We start from the raw sequence: 18391 nt of genomic DNA, 5'->3' as shown, positions 1-18391 counted from the left end.
GATGGCCACAGGACGAAGGAGGCGGCTCAGGCGACCCAGCGGGCCACGGCCTCCACGACGTCACGGGGCTCCGGTTCGGTCCGCATGCCCACCTCCCAGTGGGGGCGGGCCGCGGCGAGTTTGGCTGCGAGCTCCCGTGCGAGACGGCTTCGTTCAGCCATGTCCTCCGCGCGGGCGATCCGCCTCCCCCACCGGACGGTGTCGACCACGGCCGACTTCACCGCCTCGAACGCCAGGTAGTGGCCGAGGTCGGGGCGCCAGCCCACACGGCACTCCGCCGGTGCGGCCCTTTCCCATCCGGCGGTCACCTCACCCGCCTCGTCTTCGGTGTATCCCATCTTGTGCAGGTGATCGGCCAGGTCGTAGACGGGGTCCCCCCACAGGGCGAGCTCCCAGTCCAGGAAGGACACGCCCCCGCCCACGGTGAGGATCATGTTCTGCCGGTGCAGGTCTGCGTGCAGCAGCCCCGTCCGGCGTGCGGCCATACCGCGGAAGCGTTCCCTCAGCAGGCCGCAGGGGTCCTTTGGCACGCCGAGCTCCTCGTACAGTCCCATGGCTTCCCGGCCGCCCCTGTGACGGATCGTCTGGACGAGTGTGATGAGGCGGTCGGCAAACCCCGCCGTGTCTGCCCCTCCCGGCCAGCCCCGGGGCAGCTGCGGCAGCGCCGAGAGCGGCACGCGCAGCAGCTCCGCGAAGAGCCCTTCCACAGCCTTGAGCACGGCCTCGGGCACCCTGGCCCCGTCAGGGGCCAGGGTGTCGAGCCGTCGGCCCGGGACGAAGCCGTGGATCTGGAACTCCGGGTCCACGCCCGCGTAGAGGAGGCGGGGCGCCGAGGGAACGTAGGCGGCGACGGCCGCCAGTACCTCGGCTTCCGGCCACAGGGTCAGGTCCATGACCTCGGCCCCTCCGCTGCGCATCCGCACGATGACCGGGCCTTGGGCCGTCTCCACCCTCACGTTCCGGTTGTAGTACCCGGACTGGCCGGTGTCCCGCCCACGGGCCTCCTCGTACAGGGCTACAGCGTCCACGGCCGTCCTTTCCACCAGGGAGCCAGGGCTTCCGCAACCCGCTCGCGGGTCAGTTCCGGCGGTGTGCCCCATACCCGGTGAGCCGCGTTGATCTTCTTCACAAGCCGCATGACGAAGAAATCACGCTCCGTGGGTGGGGCCGTCGCCAGTTGCTTCGAGTAGCGGACCGTGTCGACGACAGCCGATTTGATCTTCTCGTGGGCCATGTACAGCTCGAGGTCCGCTACGGGACCGGTGGTGTACTCGGCCCGCATCCTCTGCTGCCACCGGCGGAGGACTTCGGCCCGCTGCTCGTCGGGGTAGTCCATCTTGTGGAAGTGGATCCCGATCTCGTACACCGGGTCTCCCCACAGGGCCAGTTCCCAGTCCAGGAACCAGGTCCCGCCGTCGGCGACGATCATGTTCTTACGATGCAGGTCTGCGTGCAGGAGGGCGAACGGCCTGGCGGTGAGTTCGTCCCAGAGAGGCCGGACCACTGCCAGCGGGTCATCGGGGATGCCGAGCAGGCCGAAGGCCTCGCCGTACTCCCCGACGTGAGCGGAGTGGACCTCCTCGGTGAGGGCGGCCAGCAGTCGTCCGAAACCCGGGCTGTCCCCCGACGCCGGCCAGTGGGCGGGCAGGGCCGGAGCCTTCTCGCGGGGAATTCTGCTGAGCTGTTCCATCAGGCTGACGACATCGTCGAGGACGTGTGCGGGTACCGCGGCGCCGCGGGGCGAGAACTCGTCCAGGACGCGTCCTTCGATGAATTGGTGGACCTGGAAGCGCGGCGCCCGGCTGACGTGCCGCAGCTCGGGCGCCCGAGCGACGTACGGGCGGATGGCTGCGAGTACGTCCTCCTCCTGCCAGAGCCGGACATCCATCGTGTCCGCCGCCGCGATCGGGATGCGTACGTTGACCCTGCCTTCGGGGGTCGGCAGCCCCACGTTCCGGTTGTAGTAGCCCGCCGCCGCTTCGCCGGAGTACACGGCCCGCTCGTACAGTTCCCGCCACATCACGGATTCACCTCGACGAACATCGACAGCACGGCCTCCGTGCGCCTGCGCACGGCTTCCGGGCCGCCCAGCGGCCTGACGACCGGCGCGGCACGGTCGGCCATCGCCGTCAGCTCCGGATCGCTCAGGCCCGTCCGCTCGGCGGCCCGTTGGATGGCCAGGATCAGCGAGGGATAGACCTGACAGATCTCGAACTCGCGCGCCGCGTGCAGGAGCAGCTCCCGGGCCCTGGCTCGATCGCCCCGCCGCAGACACAGGAAAGCCCGGAACATGTCGGCCCGGGCCCGGCCCGACCGGTAGCCGGCCAAGTCCAGTGCGGCATTGGCGTTGTTGAACGACTGCTCGGCCCTGTCAAGCTGGCCAAGCCTGGTCTGCGCGATCGCCATGGCGGTGTAAACCTTGCCGACCTCGTGCTGGGCTCCGAGCTCTCGCTGGATCTCCAGCGCCGCCCCCGCTTCGGCCACTGCCTCTTCGGGATGGGTGAAGGCCAGAAGTTCGGCCCGGTTGGTGCGGACGTTGGCGAGTCCGATGGCCGCGCCGGCCTCCCGATACTGGGTCTCGGCCTGCGACAGCAGTGCTTCGGCCCGTCCGAAGTCCATCAGGAACCGATGCCCTAGGTGCATGAGGCGTTTCAGGTCGCCTCGGATGACCTCCTGCCCGGGGGAGCAGATTCCCTCGACCTGCTCGGCGAGGGCGAATGCCGCGGCGAAATCACCCTGCCACATCCGGATGTCAGCCAGGCAGAAGCCGGCGAAAGCCCGGGCCTCTCCTTCGTGGCCGTCCCACACCTTCTCGAAGATCTGCGCGGCCAGCGCGCTCTCCCCCGCGATCCTGCGGGCGTTCGCGCCGGCCAAGGCCAGCCGGGCGGATACGAGCGAGCCCACAGGGATATCGCGTACGGGCGCCAGCGCCATCGCGCCCGCCGCATCACCCAGTTCGAGCTTGGCCTCGGCCTCGAGGCAGTCGGCGGCGTTGCGGATGCCTGTGACCAAAGCCCCCTCCCGGCCCGTGTCGGCGGCCCCGGCGAGGTAGTCCCGCAGGTCTTTGACCATCCCGTCGACCGCCTGCCGACTGCTCATGCCCAGGGCGCGGTCAGCGTGCCCGAGGATCTCCTCAGGTGGCAGGTTCCCCGCGTGGATGCCGTGGAAGACCGCCTCGCGCAGCGGGGAGGAACGGCTCACCCCTGCCTCTTCGACTCCGCTGCCCACGCGGTCGGCCAACCCTTCCCAGTGCTCTCTCAACACCGCGTGCACCTGGCGGTTCACCGCTGCCGAAAGGTGCCGTCGGAGGGCCGCGACCATCAGTTGGTGCAGTCTGTACCAGCCCTGGGAGAGCGGGTACGCGAAGGAGTAGGCGGTCAGCGACTCCCAGGTCAGCAGGTTCGTGGGCAGGTCGAACGTCCGACCGACTGTACGGAACACCTCCAGATCGAAGGTCCGCGCGATGCTCAGCAGTTCGAGGATGCGCACCTCGTCCGGAGCCACGTGCTGGAGGAACCGCTGGACGATCTCCTCCGAGGTTCCCGCGTCCTCGACGGCACCGGGGTTCTGCACATGGGTGTCCACCGCCAAGTGCAGGTAGAAGGGGACCCCCGCGCTGGCCTCTGCGATCGAACGCTGGCGCGGGATCTCCACGATGCCAGCCTGGGTCAGCAGGTCGAGTCGGGCGTCCATCGGTAATCCACCCAACGGGGCCGTGCGGATCACACTGGCCCACTCCGCGTCGTACGCAGCCCATGGCAGCGGCTCGCGACTGGCCAACACCGTCAGCCCACCGTGCAGCTGGCCCAGCAGATCGCGCACCCAGGCATCGGAGGCGAAGCTCCGTCCCCCCGGCAACGGCGTCGGCACCATCGCCTCGTAGGCGTCCACGAACAGGACGTACGGACTGTCCTGGGCCGACTCGCGCAGTTCTTCCGCGAACAGATAGGTCACGGCATGCCCCAGCTCGGCGTTCGTCAGGCTGTCCAGTTCCTGCAGCGTCTGGTCCGCCTCGATGCGCTGCCTGCGCTGCCGGTTGGAAATGGACCGCTTCGTCAGGCGCACCAAGCCGGCCGCGGTCCCGAAGACCGGCAGTCCCATGGCGTCGTCCAGGATCTTGGACAACACCTCGCTCTCCTCGGCGAAAGGCGTATTCCTCCGGTCCATCTGCAGCTGGGGGTGAACCCGCTGCCAGAGGACCGCATAGGCGATGTCGAAGCGGTCGAACCTGACGCCCTGGGCTCCGTACTCCGTTCGCAGCACCGCCAGCGCGTCCTCCTGCTGCCGCAGGGTGGGCAGCTGCAGGTCCAGCCGTGCCGTCCGGCAGGTGTCGGGCGTCCTGACCCGCAGCTGCTGCAGCAGACGTGACTTGCCGATCCCGCCGACCCCCACCAGATTCAGGATGCGGGGACCGTCAGAGATGCCCGCCAGCTCCTCGTCGTACCTGGCGAGCAGTCCCTCACGGTTGAAGAACTGCCTCTGTAACCCCGAAACGCGTCGGTAACGCGGCCTGATGGACACGATGGCTCCCCCTGATCACCCAGCCCTTGCAGGGGCGAGGCTACCCACACCGCCGCAGGTTCTACGCACGGCGACGCGGCCCGTCAGTCCCGCGAGAAGCCCAGGCGGGTGCGGAGGGGGACGCGTTCGTCGGTGGCCACGGCCGCCGCGCCCGCGGTGACCGTCTCGTAGACCGCCAGGATGTCCGCGCCCACCGTCGACCAGTCGAAGCGGCGTACGTGCGCCGAGCCGCGGGCGCTCAGTTCCGCGCGGCGGGCCGGGTCGCGCAGCAGGGCGACCGCCGCGCCGGCCAGGGAGGCGGCGTCCTCGTTGGCGAACAGTTCGCCCGCCGCGCCCTGGTCCAGGACCTGGGCGAAGGCGTCGAGGTCCGAGGCCAGGACGGCCGCGCCCGCCGAGAGGGCCTCCACCAGGATGATCCCGAAGCTCTCGCCGCCCGTGTTGGGGGCGACGTAGACGTCCACGCTGCGCAGCAGGCGGGCCTTGTCCTCGTCGGAGACCATGCCGAGGAACTCCACCCGCGAGCGCAGGTGCTCCGGGAGGGAGGCCACGGCCTCCTCCTCGTCGCCGCGGCCGGCCACGAGCAGGCGTACGTCCGGGCAGGCCTCCACGATGGCCGGGAAGGCGGCCATGAGCACCGGGAGGCCCTTGCGGGGTTCGTCGATGCGGCCGATGAAGCCGAGGGTCTGCCCGCCCCACTCGGCCTTCGGGTCGGCCCCGGCGAAGAAGTCGACGTCGACGCCGTTGGGGATGACCACCGCGTCACCGCCGAGGTGCTCGACGAGGGTGCGGCGGGCGTACTCGCTCACCGCGATCCGGGCGCTGATCTTCTCCAGCGCCGGCTGGAGGATCGGGTACGCGGCGATCATGGCGCGCGAGCGGGGGTTGGAGGTGTGGAACGTCGCCACGATGGGGCCCTGCGCCGCCCAGCAGGACAGCAGGCCGAGGGAGGGCGAGGCCGGCTCGTGGATGTGGATGACGTCGAAGACGCCCTCGTGCAGCCAGCGGCGTACGCGGGCGGCGGAGAGGAAGCCGAAGTTCAGCCGGGCGACCGACCCGTTGTAGGGCACCGGCACCGCCCGTCCCGCCGAGACCACGTAGGGGGGCAGCGGGGTCTCGTCGTCCGCCGGGGCCAGCACCGACACCTCGTGGCCCTGGCGGATCAGGTGCTCCGCCAGGTCGCGGATGTGGAACTGGACGCCGCCCGGGACGTCCCACGAGTACGGGCACACGATGCCGATCTTCACTACGGGCGCTCCTCCAGGTCGTCGAGCCACAGCCGCTGCAACATGTGCCAGTCCTCCGGGTGCTCCGCGATGCCCTCCGCGAAGGCGTCCGCCACCGCCTGGGTCATGGCGGCGGTCTTCTCGGTCCGTGTGCCCTGCTCCGGCACCTCCACCGCGGGGTGGAAGCGGCCGTACATCTTCGGGGTGTCGCCGTAGTACAGGGTCACCGGCAGGAGGACCGCACCGGTCTGCTGCGCCAGCAGCGCGGGGCCCGCGGGCATCCGGGCCCGGGAGCCGAAGAAGTCCACCTCGACGCCGGAGGCCGACAGGTCCCGGTCGGCGACCAGGCAGATCAGCCCGCCGGAGCGCAGCCGGCGCGCCAGGGTGCCGAAGGAGGCGCCGCCGTTGTGCGGCAGGACCTCCATGCCCAGGCTCTCCCGGTAGGCCACGAAGCGGTCGTAGAGGGACTCGGGCTTGAGCCGCTCGGCGACGGTGGTGAAGGGAACGCCCAGGTGGCCGGTGACCCAGGCCCCGGCGAGGTCCCAGTTGGCCAGGTGCGGCAGGGCGGCGATGACCCCGCGTCCCGAGGCGATCGCCTCGCGCAGGATGTGGTCGTCCTTCAGCCGGACGTCCTCGCCGAACCGTTTCGGATCCATGGCGGGCAGCCGGAAGGACTCCATCCAGTAGCGCATGTACGAGCGCATGCCCGCGTGCGACAGCTCGCGCAGCCGCTCGGGCGTCGCGTCCGGGACCACCCGCGCCAGGTTGGACTCCAGGCGCAGCACGCTCTTGCCGCGCCGCTTCCACGCCACGTCCGCGATCTTTCGGCCGAGGGCCACCGCCGCCGGCTCGGGCAGCTTCTTCACACCCGCCCAGCCGAGCCCGTACAGCCCGTCGACCAGCTTGTCCTGTGCCGTGCCCATCAGACCGCCCCGCCCTCGACCGCGGACGCCGCGTCGGCCTCGGCCGCCTCACGGCGTACGGTGACCACCCGCTGGACCAGCGTGACGAGCGAGCCCGCCGCCACGATCCACAGCGCGACCGGCAGGAGCACCCCGATCCACGAGGGCACCCCGAAGGTCTGGAGCCCGGACAGGCCCGCCGCGACCAGCGAGATCACCAGCCGCTCGGCCCGCTCGACGAGCCCGTTGACGGCGACGGGCAGCCCGATCGCCTCGCCGCGGGCCTTCGTGTACGAGACGACCTGCCCGCTGGCCAGGCAGAAGATCGCCACCGCGCACAGCACGTTGTCGTCGCCGAGCCCCGCGTACCAGAGCGCCAGGCCGCCGAAGATCGCCGCGTCGGCCACCCGGTCGAGCGTGGAGTCGAGGAACGCCCCCCACCGGCTGGAGGTCCCGGCCTGGCGGGCCATGTTGCCGTCCACCAGGTCGGAGAAGACGAAGAGGGTGATGGTGATCGTGCCCCAGAAGAGCTCGCCCCGGGGGAAGAAGACCAGCGCTCCGGCCACTACTCCGGCGGTGCCGATGAGGGTCACGGCGTCCGGGCTCACCCCCCGGCGCAGGAGAAATGCGGCGAACGGCGTGAGAACACGCGTGAAGAACGCACGCGCGTACTTGTTCAGCATGGCCTTCCCAGAGGGTCGCTGGGCCGAGGGGCCACCACGGCCACCGGCTGGCCCATCGTAGCCAGCGCCCCGCGCCCGCAGCGCCGCGCACCCACCGGTTCACCCCGGCTCCCCTCCCGCCGCGCGCCCCCGTCACCCTCCCGCCGCGCGGCCGGCCGTGGCCGGTACCACGTATGGACGCAGTGTGACGGCAGTGCAAAGCTCGAAGGGCCCCGATCACCCTCCTCACCGCGACACCAGGAGGCACGAGAACCATGGGAGCCACATCACACCAAGCCGGAGCCGCCGGCAGGGCACTGACGGCCGACCGGCCCGATTCCGTACGGAACGTCGTGCTGGTCGGCCACAGCGGCGCCGGGAAGACCACGCTGGTCGAGGCCCTGGCCCTGACGTCGGGGGCCGTGAACCGGGCGGGACGGGTCGAGGACGGGGGCACGGTCTCGGACTACGACGAGATCGAGCACCGCCGCCAGCGCTCCGTCCAGCTGTCCCTGGTGCCCGTCCAATGGGCCGGAATCAAGATCAACATCCTGGACACCCCCGGATACGCCGACTTCGTCGGGGAACTCCGGGCCGGTCTGCGCGCCGCGGACGCGGCCCTCTTCGTCGTCTCCGCCTCCGACGGGATCGACGGAGCCACCCGGATGGTCTGGGACGAATGCGAGGCGGTCGGCATGCCGCGCGCGATCGTCGTCACCCATTTGGAGGCAGCCCGCGCCGACTACTCCCAGATGACCGCCGTCTGCGGAGAGATCTTCGGCGCCGACGACCCGGACGCCGTCGTCCCGCTCTACCTCCCGCTCCACGGACCGGCCGGACCCGACGGCCACGCCCCGGTCCACGGCCTGCTCGGCCTGCTCTCCCGGCGCGTGTACGACTACACCTCCGGAGAGCGCACCGAACGCGACCCGGACCCCGCCGAACAGGCCCTCATCGAGGACGCCCGCTCCCGCCTCATCGAGGGGATCATCGCCGAGAGCGAGGACGAGACCCTCATGGACCGCTACCTCGGCGGTGAGGACATCGACGTCAAGACCCTGATCGACGACCTGGAGCGGGCCGTCGCCCGGGGCACCTTCCACCCCGTCCTGATGGCAGCCCCCGCCGCCGACGGCGCCCGCCAGGGCCTGGGCACCGTCGAACTCCTCGAACTGATCACCGGCGGGTTTCCCACCCCCGCCGAACGCGCCCCCCTCACCGTCACCGCCCCCGACGGTTCCCCCCGCCCCGACGTCACCTGCGACCCGGCCGGACCGCTCCTCGCCGAGGTCGTGAAGACCTCCTCCGACCCCTACGTGGGGCGCGTCTCCCTCGTCCGCGTCTTCTCCGGCACCCTGCGCCCCGAGGAGACCGTCCACGTCTCGGGGCACGGCCTGGAAGACCGGGGGCACGAGGACCACGACGTCGACGAGCGCATCGGCACCCTCACCTCCCCGTTCGGCAAACAGCAGCGCACCCTCGGCACCTGCATCGCCGGCGACCTCGCCTGCGTGGCCAAACTCACCCGCGCCGAGACCGGCGACACCCTCTCCGCCAAGGACGCCCCGCTCCTCATGGAGCCCTGGCCCATGCCCGAGCCGCTGCTCCCCCTCGCCGTCGAGGCCCACAGCAAGGCGGACGAGGACAAGCTCTCCCAGGGCCTGGCCCGCCTGGTCGCCGAGGACCCCACCCTGCGGCTGGAGCAGAACCCCCACACCCACCAGCTCGTCCTGTGGTGCCTGGGCGAGGCCCACCAGGACCTCGTGCTCGAACGCCTCAGGACCCGCTACGGGGTCCAGGTCGACCCCGTCCCCCACAAGGTCAGCCTCCGCGAGACCTTCGGCGCCAAGGCCTCCGGGCGGGGCCGGCACGTCAAACAGTCCGGCGGCCACGGCCAGTACGCCATCTGCGAGATCGACGTCGAACCGCTCCCGCCCGGCAGCGGCATCGAGTTCGTCGACAAGGTCGTCGGCGGCGCGGTCCCCCGCCAGTTCATCCCGTCCGTGGAGAAGGGCGTCCGCGCCCAGGCCGCCCGCGGGATCGCCGCCGGCTATCCGCTGGTCGACGTACGCATCACCCTGCGCGACGGCAAGGCGCACTCGGTGGACTCCTCCGACGCCGCCTTCCAGACGGCCGGCGCCCTCGCCCTGCGCGAAGCCGCCGCCGACATCCCGATCCACCTGCTGGAGCCGGTCGCCGAGCTCGACGTCGACGTGCCCGACGAGTACGTCGGCCCGGTCATGAGCGACCTCGCGGGCCGCCGCGGCCGCGTCGTCGGCACCGAGCAGGCGGGCCCCGGCCGGTCCCGGGTGCGCGCAGAGATCCCGGAGATCGAGATCGGCCGCTACGCCGTGGACCTGCGCTCCGTGTCCCACGGCACCGGCCGCTTCGGCCGCACGTACGCCCGGCACGAGCCCATGCCGGCCCATCTCGCGGACAAGGTGCGCGAACAGGCGGAGAAGGGAAGCCAGTTGACATAGCGTACGGGATACCGCCCACCCAACCCGCTTGCGGTGGGCGGTATTTCCCTGTCCCATGACCACGGGGGCGGGTACACCTATAGGCTCTTCGCCGCGACGGAGAGCACAACGGACCACACAGAGCGCGACAGCACAGAGCGCGACACGACCGAGCACGACACGCCGCGGAAAGCGGCGGCAGGACTAGCACGACGGCACCACGGGCAAAGAGCACAGTGGCACGGCGATGGGGGCAGCGGTGGCGGACGACGGTTTCGACTTCAGGCCCGGAGCACAGGTACCTCTCCAGGGAGGCGGCGGACAGACCGCCGCGACCAACGCGCTCGCCTCCGCCGCGTACCGCGACGGCGGCAAGGACACCGCGCTGTCCGTCATCCTCACGGCGAACAGCGAGAACCACCCGGCCTCGGTGAAGGCCCCGAAGATCTCCCTGTTCGAACCCAACCTCGGCGAGGCCTTCTGCCGCGCCGTCGAGGCGCGCACCCTCGGCGCCGGCCGCAAGCCGCTCATCCAGTCATTCGGCGCCGATCCCCAGACCGTCGTCGAGCACTGCCTGGCCGCCTCCCGGATCCGCAAGGAACGCGACCGCAAGCTCCGCCTGATCATGCTGGTCAGCGGAGTGGTGTTCCTGCCCGGCCTGCTGCTGTGGCTCGGCCTCTTCCAGCTCCGCAAGACCCTCTCCAAGGGCGAGGGCAAGAAGAGCACCTGGATCGGCACCGCCCTGCTGGTCGGCGTGGTCCTCTTCGGCGCGGTGCTGCTCTACCGGGTGGTCTACCGCCAGCCCGGCAGCGGCCTGCTGGAGCTCTACCTCCTCGGCGCGCTCATCGCCCCCGTCCTCGGCTGGTTCCTGGCCCGCCGGATCTGCGAGAGCACCGCCGCCGACCTGCGCTCCCGCTGGGACGGCCTGCTCGGCGGCGGCGCCCCCGTCGCCGCGAAGATCCCCGAGGCGGTCCCGGGCAACCCCGACGAGAAGGCCCGCGAGGACCTGCGCCACCAGCTGGCCAAGCTCACCGCCGAGGACCACAGCAACTCCGTCTTCTACGCCGGCCCCAAGGGCATCCTCGGCATGGGCACCCGCTGGGGCAGCTGGCAGATGGCCGAGGAGCTCACCCCGAAGACCGAGGGCCACGAGATCCACCCCTTCCGCAGCTGGGACGTCATACGCGCGATCGACACCCAGCTGCGCAAGCTGGAGCGCGGGCCCCTGCACACCGGAGGCTTCCCGCCCGCCTCGATCCGGCACTGGATCGTCACCCCCGTCGGCGAGGGCGCCGGCGAGGTGGCCCGCCCGAGCGGCGACACCGTCGACACCTTCCTGGTGAAGCCGCACGAGATCACCCGGATCTGCAACGAGCAGCAGTTCAGCGCCGGCAACCGGCACTACCTCGGGATCCAGTACCCCCTCTGGGACGGTCAGCTCGTCATCACGATGCTCGTCACCGTCACCGTCCTCTACAAGACCCTGCGCGTCGACGTCACCGCCCACGCCCTCGGCCCGGTGCACGGCCTGTTCACCACGAAGTCCAAGGCCCCGGTGATCGAGGTCCCCAAGTCGATCCGCTTCTGGGAGACCGTGGAGCGCCCGCTGCCGCTGGTGGACACCATGGAGGTGGTACGCCTGGCCGTGCGCGCCCCCCTGACCTGGTACCCGCCGCTGCTGGAGTACTTCGGCGGCAAGCTGGTCCTGCCCGAGCCCTTCGGCCTGCGGCACGTCTGGGCGGGCTCCATGTGGCGCCACCGCTTCATGGCGGACGACGCGCTGCGCACCGTGGCGCCGGTGCTGCGCGCGGTGCACACCGCGACCTTCAAGGTGCTGGAGGAGAACGGCGTGAACACCGCGGCCTTCACCAACCGCTCCTCGATCATGAACGGCCTGATCCAGGAGCCCGCCCCGCGCAAGGCCGACGTCTACGACGCGTAGGTACGCTGGAGGGGTCCCAACCGCCGCGGGGAGGTGCCGTCGTGACCGAGCGCAAGCCGCCTGGTGTCAGCTTCGAGTCCTTCGTGGACCGGCAGATCAGACAGGCCGCCGACCGGGGCGAGTTCGAGAAGCTGCCCGGCTGGGGCAAGCCCCTGGCCTCGCTGGACGCCCCGTACGACGAGCTGTGGTGGATCAAGGGGAAGCTGCACCGCGAGGGCTTCTCCCCGCTGCCGCCGTCGCTGGCGCTGCGCAAGGAGGCCGAGGACGCCCGCGAGGCGGCCCTGGCGGCCGGCAGCGAGCGCCGGGCCCGGGAGATCCTGGCCGAGGTGAACGGGAAGATCCGTACGGCCCTGCGCCGGCCGCCGCCGGGGCCCCCGCTGGGCATCGCGGAGTTCGACGTCGAGGCGGTCTTGGCGGAGCGGCGCGAGGACCGTACGCGCCGTACCGGCTGACCGGGCCGGGGCGGTCAGCCCGTCCGCCGTCCGGCGAACCGTCCGGCCGGCCGCCCGTTCAGTCGTTCGGCCAGGCGCCGGCGAGCATCTGGCGGGTGTCCGCGAGCAGTTGCGGCAGCACCTTGGTGTGGCCGACGACCGGCATGAAGTTGGTGTCCCCGCCCCAGCGGGGCACGATGTGCTGGTGCAGGTGCGCGGCGATTCCGGCGCCGGCGGCCGCGCCCTGGTTCATGCCGATGTTGAAGCCGTGCGCCCCGGAGGCCTTGCGCAGCGCGACCATGGCCCGCTTGGTCAGGTCCGCCAGCTCCGCCGTCTCCGGCCCGTCGAGCTCCGTGTAGTCGGCGACGTGCCGGTACGGGACGACCATCAGGTGGCCGCCGTTGTACGGGTAGAGGTTGAGCACCGCGTACACGTGCTTGCCCCGCGCCACGACCAGGCCGTCCGTGTCGGACATCTCCGGAATCCCGCAGAAGGGACAGCCGTCCCCGGCTTCCGGGCCGGTCGGCTTGTTCTCGCCCTGGATGTAGGCCATCCGGTGGGGGGTCCACAGACGCTGGAACGCGTCCTGCGTGCCCACACCGATCTGCTGCTCCGGCTCAATCGTCATAGGCGCAGCATATGACCTCGTCCGGACGGACGAAGAAGGCCCCCGGAAAGTGATCGCTTTCCGGGGGCCCGCTCCCGCCTCGGCCCGGCGTCGGGCCCGGCCTGCCGGGATCAGGCCCCGCAGGCCGGGATCAGACCCGGTTCAGACCGGGCTCAGACCCGGCTCGGACCGGGTTCAGACCTGGACGCGGTCGGCGACGACCTTGGCCAGCTTGGCCAGCGCCTCGTCCTTCGGGATGCCGTTCTCCTGCGAACCGTCGCGGTAGCGGAAGGAGACGGTGCCCGCGGCCATGTCCTCGTCACCGACGATGATCATGAACGGGACCTTGAGCTTCTGGTGGTTGCGGATCTTCTTCTGCATCCGGTCGGAGGAGGCGTCCACCTCGACCCGCAGGCCCTGCTTCTTCGCCTGGGCGGCGAACTCCTGGAGGTACTCCACGTGCCCGTCGCCGATCGGGATGCCGACGGCCTGGACCGGGGCCAGCCACGGCGGCATGGCGCCCGCGTAGTGCTCCAGCAGCACGGCGAAGAACCGCTCGATGGAGCCGAACAGCGCGCGGTGGATCATGACCGGGCGCTGGCGGGAGCCGTCCGGGCCGGTGTACTCCAGGTCGAAGCGCTCCGGCAGGTTGAAGTCCAGCTGGACGGTCGACATCTGCCAGGTGCGGCCGATGGCGTCGCGCGCCTGCACGGAGATCTTCGGGCCGTAGAAGGCCGCGCCGCCCGGGTCGGGGGTCAGCGGGAGGCCCTGCTTCTCGGCGACCTGCTGGAGGACCGCGGTGGCCTCCTCCCACACCTCGTCCGAGCCGACGAACTTCTCCGGGTCCTTGGTGGACAGCTCCAGGTAGAAGTCGGTCAGACCGTAGTCGCGCAGCAGGTTCAGCACGAAGGTGAGGGTGCGGTCGAGTTCCTCGGCCATCTGCTCACGGGTGCAGTAGATGTGCGCGTCGTCCTGGGTGAAGCCCCGGGCACGGGTCAGGCCGTGGACGACGCCCGACTTCTCGTACCGGTACACGGTGCCGAACTCGAACAGGCGCAGCGGCAGCTCACGGTAGGAGCGCCCGCGCGCGTCGAAGATCAGGTTGTGCATCGGGCAGTTCATGGGCTTGAGGTAGTAGTCCGTACCACCGTCGAGCTGCATGGGGGGGTACATGCCCTCCGCGTACCAGTCCAGGTGGCCGCTCTTCTCGAAGAGGGCTCCCTTGGTGGCGTGCGGGGAGTAGACGAACTCGTAGCCCTCCTCCTCGTGCCGGCGGCGCGAGTAGTCCTCCATGACCCGGCGGATGATGCCGCCGCGCGGGTGGAAGACGGCGAGGCCGGAGCCGATCTCGTCCGGGATGGAGAAGAGGTCCAGCTCGTTGCCGAGCTTGCGGTGGTCGCGCTTCTCGGCCTCGGCGAGGAAGTCGAGGTGCGCCTTCAGCTCCTCCTTCGAGGGCCAGGCGGTGCCGTAGATGCGCTGGAGCATCGGGTTCTTCTCGCTGCCGCGCCAGTAGGCGGCCGCGTTGCGCATCAGCTTGAACGCCGGGATGTTGCGGGTGGTGGGCAGGTGGGGACCCCGGCAGAGGTCCTTCCAGCACAGCTCGCCGGTCTTGGCGTCCAGGTTGTCGTAGATGGTCAGCTCGCCGCCGCCCACCTCGACGTTCGCACCGTCGTCGGTCGACGCGGAGCCCTTGATGCCGATGAGCTCCAGCTTGTACGGCTCGTCCGCGAGCTCCTCGCGGGCGGCCTCGTCGGAGACCACGCGGCGGGCGAACTTCTGCCCGCGCTTCTGGATCTCCTGCATCTTCTTCTCGATGGTCTTCAGGTCATCGGGAGTGAAGGGCTTGGCGACGTCGAAGTCGTAGTAGAAGCCGTCTCGGACCGGCGGGCCGATGCCCAGCTTGGCCTCGGGGAACAGCTCCTGCACGGCCTGCGCCATGACGTGCGCGGTCGAGTGGCGCAGGATGTTCAGGCCGTCCTCGGAGGAGATCTCCACCGGCTCGACGGTCTCGCCGTCCTTCACCTCGTAGGAGAGGTCCTTCAGCTCACCGGCGATGCGCGCGGCGACGATGGTGCGCTCGCCGGCGAAGAGCTCCGCCGCCGTAGTGCCCGTGGCCACCACGCGCTCGTCCCGCTCGGAATCGCGTTGGATGATCACACGGACGTCTGACACCGGTCTCTCCTGACTCAGGGGGTACGCGAGCGAACGCTGCGCGCCTGAATCGTACCGAGCCGAGCGGCCGCGCCGCGAAACGGTTACCGGGGGCGCACCGAGTCCCGCCGCGAGGGCGGCCGGCGGGCCCCGTCGGCTACGTGCGGGCCGGGCGGAGCGCCGCCTCCGCCCCGGCCTTCCGCGCGGGGCGGCGACGGGCCGGAAAACCATCCGGTCCGTCGCCGTCCCGCGGGGTAGCGTGGGCCGGTCCCGCCCCCGCCCCGCCCCTGCCCCGCCCCTGGAAGGACCTGCCTCCATGCCTCGTCCGCGCCCGCTGGACCTCACCGACGACGCGACGGCCGCCGCCGTGCACCGGATCGGCCGGGCCGCCTACGCGGTCGAGGCGGAGCTGATCGGCTTCGACGGCATCCCCGCGCTGGGCGAGGGCCTGGCGGCGATGCGGGCCCTGCCGCTGCGCTGGCTGGGCGCGGTCACCGGAGAGGGCACGGTCGCGGGCTTCCTGGCCTGGGAGGAGACCCGGGGCGGCGTAACCGTGGACCGGCTGTGCGTGGACCCCGCCTGGTTCCGCCGGGGCGTCGCCTCGCTGCTGCTGCGCCACGCGGTGACGGAGCTCTTCCCGGGACGTCCGGTCGAGGTCGCCACCGGCGCGGACAACGCCCCGGCGGTCGCCCTGTACGAGCGCCACGGCTTCATCCGGGGCGCGGACTTCTCCCCGGCGCCGGGCCTGCGGATGGCTTCTTTCACCCTGGGCGGGGCCGCGTAGGGCCCGTCGTCGGACTGCCGTCCGCCCCGGCTGCCGGAAGGGGCGGCCCGGGTGGCGGAACCGGTCGGCCGGCCCGTACGTCACAGGGGCGCCCGATGCACGGGGAACCCAGGGGGATCGAGGGATCATGCGCCGTACCGCCGCCAGACTCGCCTGCTTCGCCGCCGCCGCGCTGCTGACCGGCTGCGCGGGCGCCGCCGGCTCCGGCCCGGTGGCCGAGCCTCCCGCGCCCGCACCGCCCTCGGGGACCGCGCCGGCGTGCCCGGCCGGCCGGACCGTGCCCGGTGCGCCGCCCACCACCATCGACGGGACCCCCGCGAACACCCCCGAGGCCGCGAGCCTGTCGCAGGCCGTCGGCGCCCAGGGCGAGGGCCCCTTCGCGGACGTGTACGGCACCCACGTGACGGACCTGCCCGCGGGCCGGGTCGCGGTGTGCGTCACCGACCTGGCGCGGGGCCGGCTGCTGCTGGAGGCCGCGCGGCAGCGGGACCCCTCCGTGGACCCGGCCCGCGCCGACCTCTACCTGAGCCGCTACACGCACCGCGCGCTCAGGGCCGCCGTGGAGCGGCTCACCGCCGACCAGGGGCGGCCCGCCTTCCCGCTGTACAGCTTCTCGCCCGCCCCGGACGCCTCCGGGGTCGTGGTGACGAGCACGGACGCGGGAGTCGCCTCGAAGGACCTGAAGGCCCGCCTGGAGCAGATCACCGGCGGTGTCCCGGTCACGGTCGAACGCGGCGACCCGGCGGAACCCCTGGTGGGCGGCGGGCCGCCCAAGAGCCCGGACACGGCGGAGCCGGTGGCTCCGTAGCGACGGCTACTCGTCGGACGGGAGGACGTCCTCCGGGTCGAACGCCGCGTCGAGGGACTTCATCAGCCGGTCCCGCTCCACCTCGTCCAGCGGGACCGGCGTCACGTCCGAGGCGCGCGCCAGGCGGCGGAAGCCGCCCCGGCGGGTGAGCCGGCCGCTGACCCGGACGGGCAGACCGGCCAGGTGGGCGTGGACGGCGATGCGGTACCCCTCCTCGTCGAGGGCGGCCCGCACGTACGGCACCTCCGCCCCGGCCAGCACCCGCAGCCGTACGGTCCCCCCGCCGCCCGACGCCGAGCGCCGCATCCGGACCACGGCCCCCGCGAGCCGGACGGCGACGGCCGGCTCGGACCGGGTGTAGCGGGCGGCGGCCTCCCGGAGCACGGGCAGGTCGCCCGGGGAGAACTCGACGGGCTCGGGCCGCGCCGCGCATCCTGCCGGGACCCCGGCCGCCGGCGCCCAGGCCAGCGCGACGCTGGCCCCTTCCGAACCCCGGACGAGGGAGATCAGCGCCTCGGCGAGCTCCCGGCTGACCCCGGCGGCCACCGCGGCGTCGAAGGCCTCCATCCCGCCGGTCGCCCTGCGGTAGTCCACCGCCTCCCGCGCCGCGTGCAGCGCGTGGTGCAGCCGCGTCACCGCCCCGCGGCCCCCGTCCACGGGGACGTACGCGGCGAGCCGGCGCCCGCCCGGGGCGGGCCCCACCAGCACCCGGTCCAGGAGGCGTTCGGCCTGCGCGCGGTGGCGGGCGCCGTAGTACCCGGCGCGGGCGCGCTCGGCGAGGGCCCCGGCCAGCAGCAGCCGGCGGGCGGCCGAGCGCAGCCGCTCCTGCGCGGGCCAGGCGGCCTCGCCCTGTAACCCGTACGGCCCCTGCGGCACCTCCCGCTCCCAGCGGACCTCGTCGCTCGGGACGCTCAGCCCGAGGAGTACCTCCCGCGCGGAGGGCACCCCGCTGCGGGAGAGCGCGGTCAGGGCCTCCTCCAGCAGGTCGGCGCAGTCGGGGAAGGCGCGGGTCTCCGGGACGAGGAGGCTGGTCCCGGCCCGGTCCGGCGGGGTCCAGCGCCCGTAGCGGCCCGCCGCGCCGCCGCGCCGCAGCCAGCCGTGGCGGTGCAGCAGTGCCCCGAGGACCTGAGGGTCGACCTGGCCGGGATCGGGGGTGCCCGGGGTGGGTCCCGGGCCGGGCAGCGGTTCGAGGTGCGGCGCGTACCGGTCCATCAGGGTGTCCCTCCCGACCCGACCCGGGTCATGATCTCGCACAGCGCCCGGTCGTCGAAGATCCGCTCGGTGGGGATCCGTACGGTGGTGCGGCGCCGGCCGGTCACGGGGTGACCGGCGAGGTTGGTCCAGTAGCAGCAGTGCCGCAGGTCGAGCCGGTCGTGCCCGGCGCTCAGCCACCGGTCGCGCTCCCGCGGTACGAGCATCACGACGAGGATCTTGTGGACGGCGACGGGCGTCCGCGCGAGCTTCACCAGGTGCTCGTTGTCCAGGGTGAAGCCGAAGCTGGCTCCGGCGGGGCGGGGCGGTATCTGGTAGGTCGCCTTCAGCTGCACCTTGATGGTCACCTCGTCGTCGACGACGTGTTCGGGCGCGCCGTGGCTGACGTGCCAGTCCACGCCGTTGTCCGGGAAGGGCTGGGAGAGCGAGCAGCCGGCCGCGGCCGCCACGGCGTGCAGGTAGCCCACCTGGAGGGTCTCCATGCAGGCGGTGGTGGCGAGTGTGCCGCGCAGCGGTCCGGTCCGCGGATCGCCCTGTCCGTGCAGCACCCCGCCCGGTTCGGGCTGTGTGAGCGCCATGGCCGGCTCCCCATGCCTTCCGGGCTCTGCCGTGAACGGTGAACGGGAGTGGGAGGGATGACGACCGGTCATGCGTACGTCCCCCCACGGAAGTTGTCTCCGCACCTGGCT

General features: G+C 72.0%; 15 protein-coding genes. 5 read left to right on the top strand and 10 right to left on the bottom strand.

Annotation, left to right across the window (positions count from 1 at the left end; all coding sequences use genetic code 11):
• Window positions 1-26 precede the first annotated feature (26 nt).
• From AC069X_RS23860 to pgsA, 6 genes are all read right to left on the bottom strand, one after another.
• Window positions 27-1028: an aminoglycoside phosphotransferase family protein gene (locus AC069X_RS23860; protein ID WP_478731191.1), complete on the bottom strand. Its 1002-nt coding sequence runs from the start codon at window positions 1026-1028 to the stop codon at window positions 27-29.
• Window positions 1016-2020, bottom strand: a complete 1005-nt coding sequence (locus tag AC069X_RS23855) for a phosphotransferase family protein (protein ID WP_478731189.1) — start codon at window positions 2018-2020, stop codon at window positions 1016-1018. The genes AC069X_RS23860 and AC069X_RS23855 overlap by 13 nt, the downstream gene beginning before the upstream one ends.
• Window positions 2020-4521, bottom strand: a complete 2502-nt coding sequence (locus tag AC069X_RS23850; protein ID WP_478731187.1) for a hypothetical protein — start codon at window positions 4519-4521, stop codon at window positions 2020-2022. Before AC069X_RS23850 ends, AC069X_RS23855 begins: the two co-directional genes overlap by 1 nt.
• Window positions 4522-4604: 83 nt before the next feature.
• Window positions 4605-5765 carry a glycosyltransferase family 4 protein gene (locus tag AC069X_RS23845; protein ID WP_478731185.1) on the bottom strand — a complete coding sequence of 387 codons (1161 nt, stop codon included), beginning with the start codon at window positions 5763-5765 and terminating at the stop codon, window positions 4605-4607.
• The gene (locus tag AC069X_RS23840) at window positions 5765-6667 is read right to left on the bottom strand and encodes a phosphatidylinositol mannoside acyltransferase (protein ID WP_478731183.1); all 903 of its coding nucleotides are present in this window, start codon (window positions 6665-6667) and stop codon (window positions 5765-5767) included. Before AC069X_RS23840 ends, AC069X_RS23845 begins: the two co-directional genes overlap by 1 nt.
• Entirely contained in the window at window positions 6667-7329 is a 663-nt protein-coding gene (gene pgsA, locus AC069X_RS23835; RefSeq protein ID WP_478731181.1) for a phosphatidylinositol phosphate synthase, read from the bottom strand. Before pgsA ends, AC069X_RS23840 begins: the two co-directional genes overlap by 1 nt.
• Window positions 7330-7583: 254 nt before the next feature.
• On the opposite strand from pgsA, the gene AC069X_RS23830 reads away from it, so the two are divergent.
• From AC069X_RS23830 to AC069X_RS23820, 3 genes are all read left to right on the top strand, one after another.
• Window positions 7584-9788, top strand: coding sequence for an elongation factor G-like protein EF-G2 (locus tag AC069X_RS23830; protein ID WP_478731179.1), 2205 nt, complete (start codon window positions 7584-7586; stop codon window positions 9786-9788).
• A 238-nt stretch (window positions 9789-10026) separates the two neighbouring features.
• Complete coding sequence (locus AC069X_RS23825; protein ID WP_478731177.1) at window positions 10027-11709, top strand: hypothetical protein; 1683 nt, start codon at window positions 10027-10029, stop codon at window positions 11707-11709.
• 41 nt (window positions 11710-11750) lie between these two features.
• Entirely contained in the window at window positions 11751-12161 is a 411-nt protein-coding gene (locus AC069X_RS23820) for a DnaJ family domain-containing protein (RefSeq protein WP_478731175.1), read from the top strand.
• A 58-nt stretch (window positions 12162-12219) separates the two neighbouring features.
• On the opposite strand, the gene AC069X_RS23815 is transcribed toward AC069X_RS23820, so the two are convergent.
• Together AC069X_RS23815 and thrS are read right to left on the bottom strand one after the other, a co-directional pair.
• The gene (locus AC069X_RS23815; RefSeq protein ID WP_478731173.1) at window positions 12220-12768 is read right to left on the bottom strand and encodes an HIT family protein; all 549 of its coding nucleotides are present in this window, start codon (window positions 12766-12768) and stop codon (window positions 12220-12222) included.
• 174 nt (window positions 12769-12942) lie between these two features.
• The gene (gene thrS, locus AC069X_RS23810) at window positions 12943-14919 is read right to left on the bottom strand and encodes a threonine--tRNA ligase (protein WP_478731171.1); all 1977 of its coding nucleotides are present in this window, start codon (window positions 14917-14919) and stop codon (window positions 12943-12945) included.
• A gap of 295 nt (window positions 14920-15214) precedes the next feature.
• Between thrS and AC069X_RS23805 the strand changes: the two genes are divergently transcribed.
• Together AC069X_RS23805 and AC069X_RS23800 are read left to right on the top strand one after the other, a co-directional pair.
• A complete protein-coding gene (locus AC069X_RS23805) occupies window positions 15215-15682 on the top strand; it encodes a GNAT family N-acetyltransferase (protein WP_478731169.1) in 468 nt (155 codons plus the stop codon).
• A 127-nt stretch (window positions 15683-15809) separates the two neighbouring features.
• On the top strand, window positions 15810-16490 hold the full coding sequence (locus AC069X_RS23800) for a hypothetical protein (RefSeq protein ID WP_478731167.1): 681 nt from the start codon (window positions 15810-15812) through the stop codon (window positions 16488-16490).
• A 6-nt stretch (window positions 16491-16496) separates the two neighbouring features.
• Here the strand turns inward: AC069X_RS23800 and AC069X_RS23795 are convergent, their stop codons facing one another.
• Window positions 16497-17702: a hypothetical protein gene (locus AC069X_RS23795; RefSeq protein ID WP_478731165.1), complete on the bottom strand. Its 1206-nt coding sequence runs from the start codon at window positions 17700-17702 to the stop codon at window positions 16497-16499.
• Window positions 17702-18280 (bottom strand): DUF4365 domain-containing protein, encoded by a 579-nt coding sequence (locus AC069X_RS23790; RefSeq protein ID WP_478731163.1) that lies wholly within the window; start codon window positions 18278-18280, stop codon window positions 17702-17704. The genes AC069X_RS23795 and AC069X_RS23790 overlap by 1 nt, the downstream gene beginning before the upstream one ends.
• Window positions 18281-18391: the final 111 nt, after the last annotated feature.

The organism is Streptomyces sp. NPDC043896, assembly GCF_056435605.1.
This window is presented reverse-complemented; position numbering and strand designations above follow the sequence as displayed.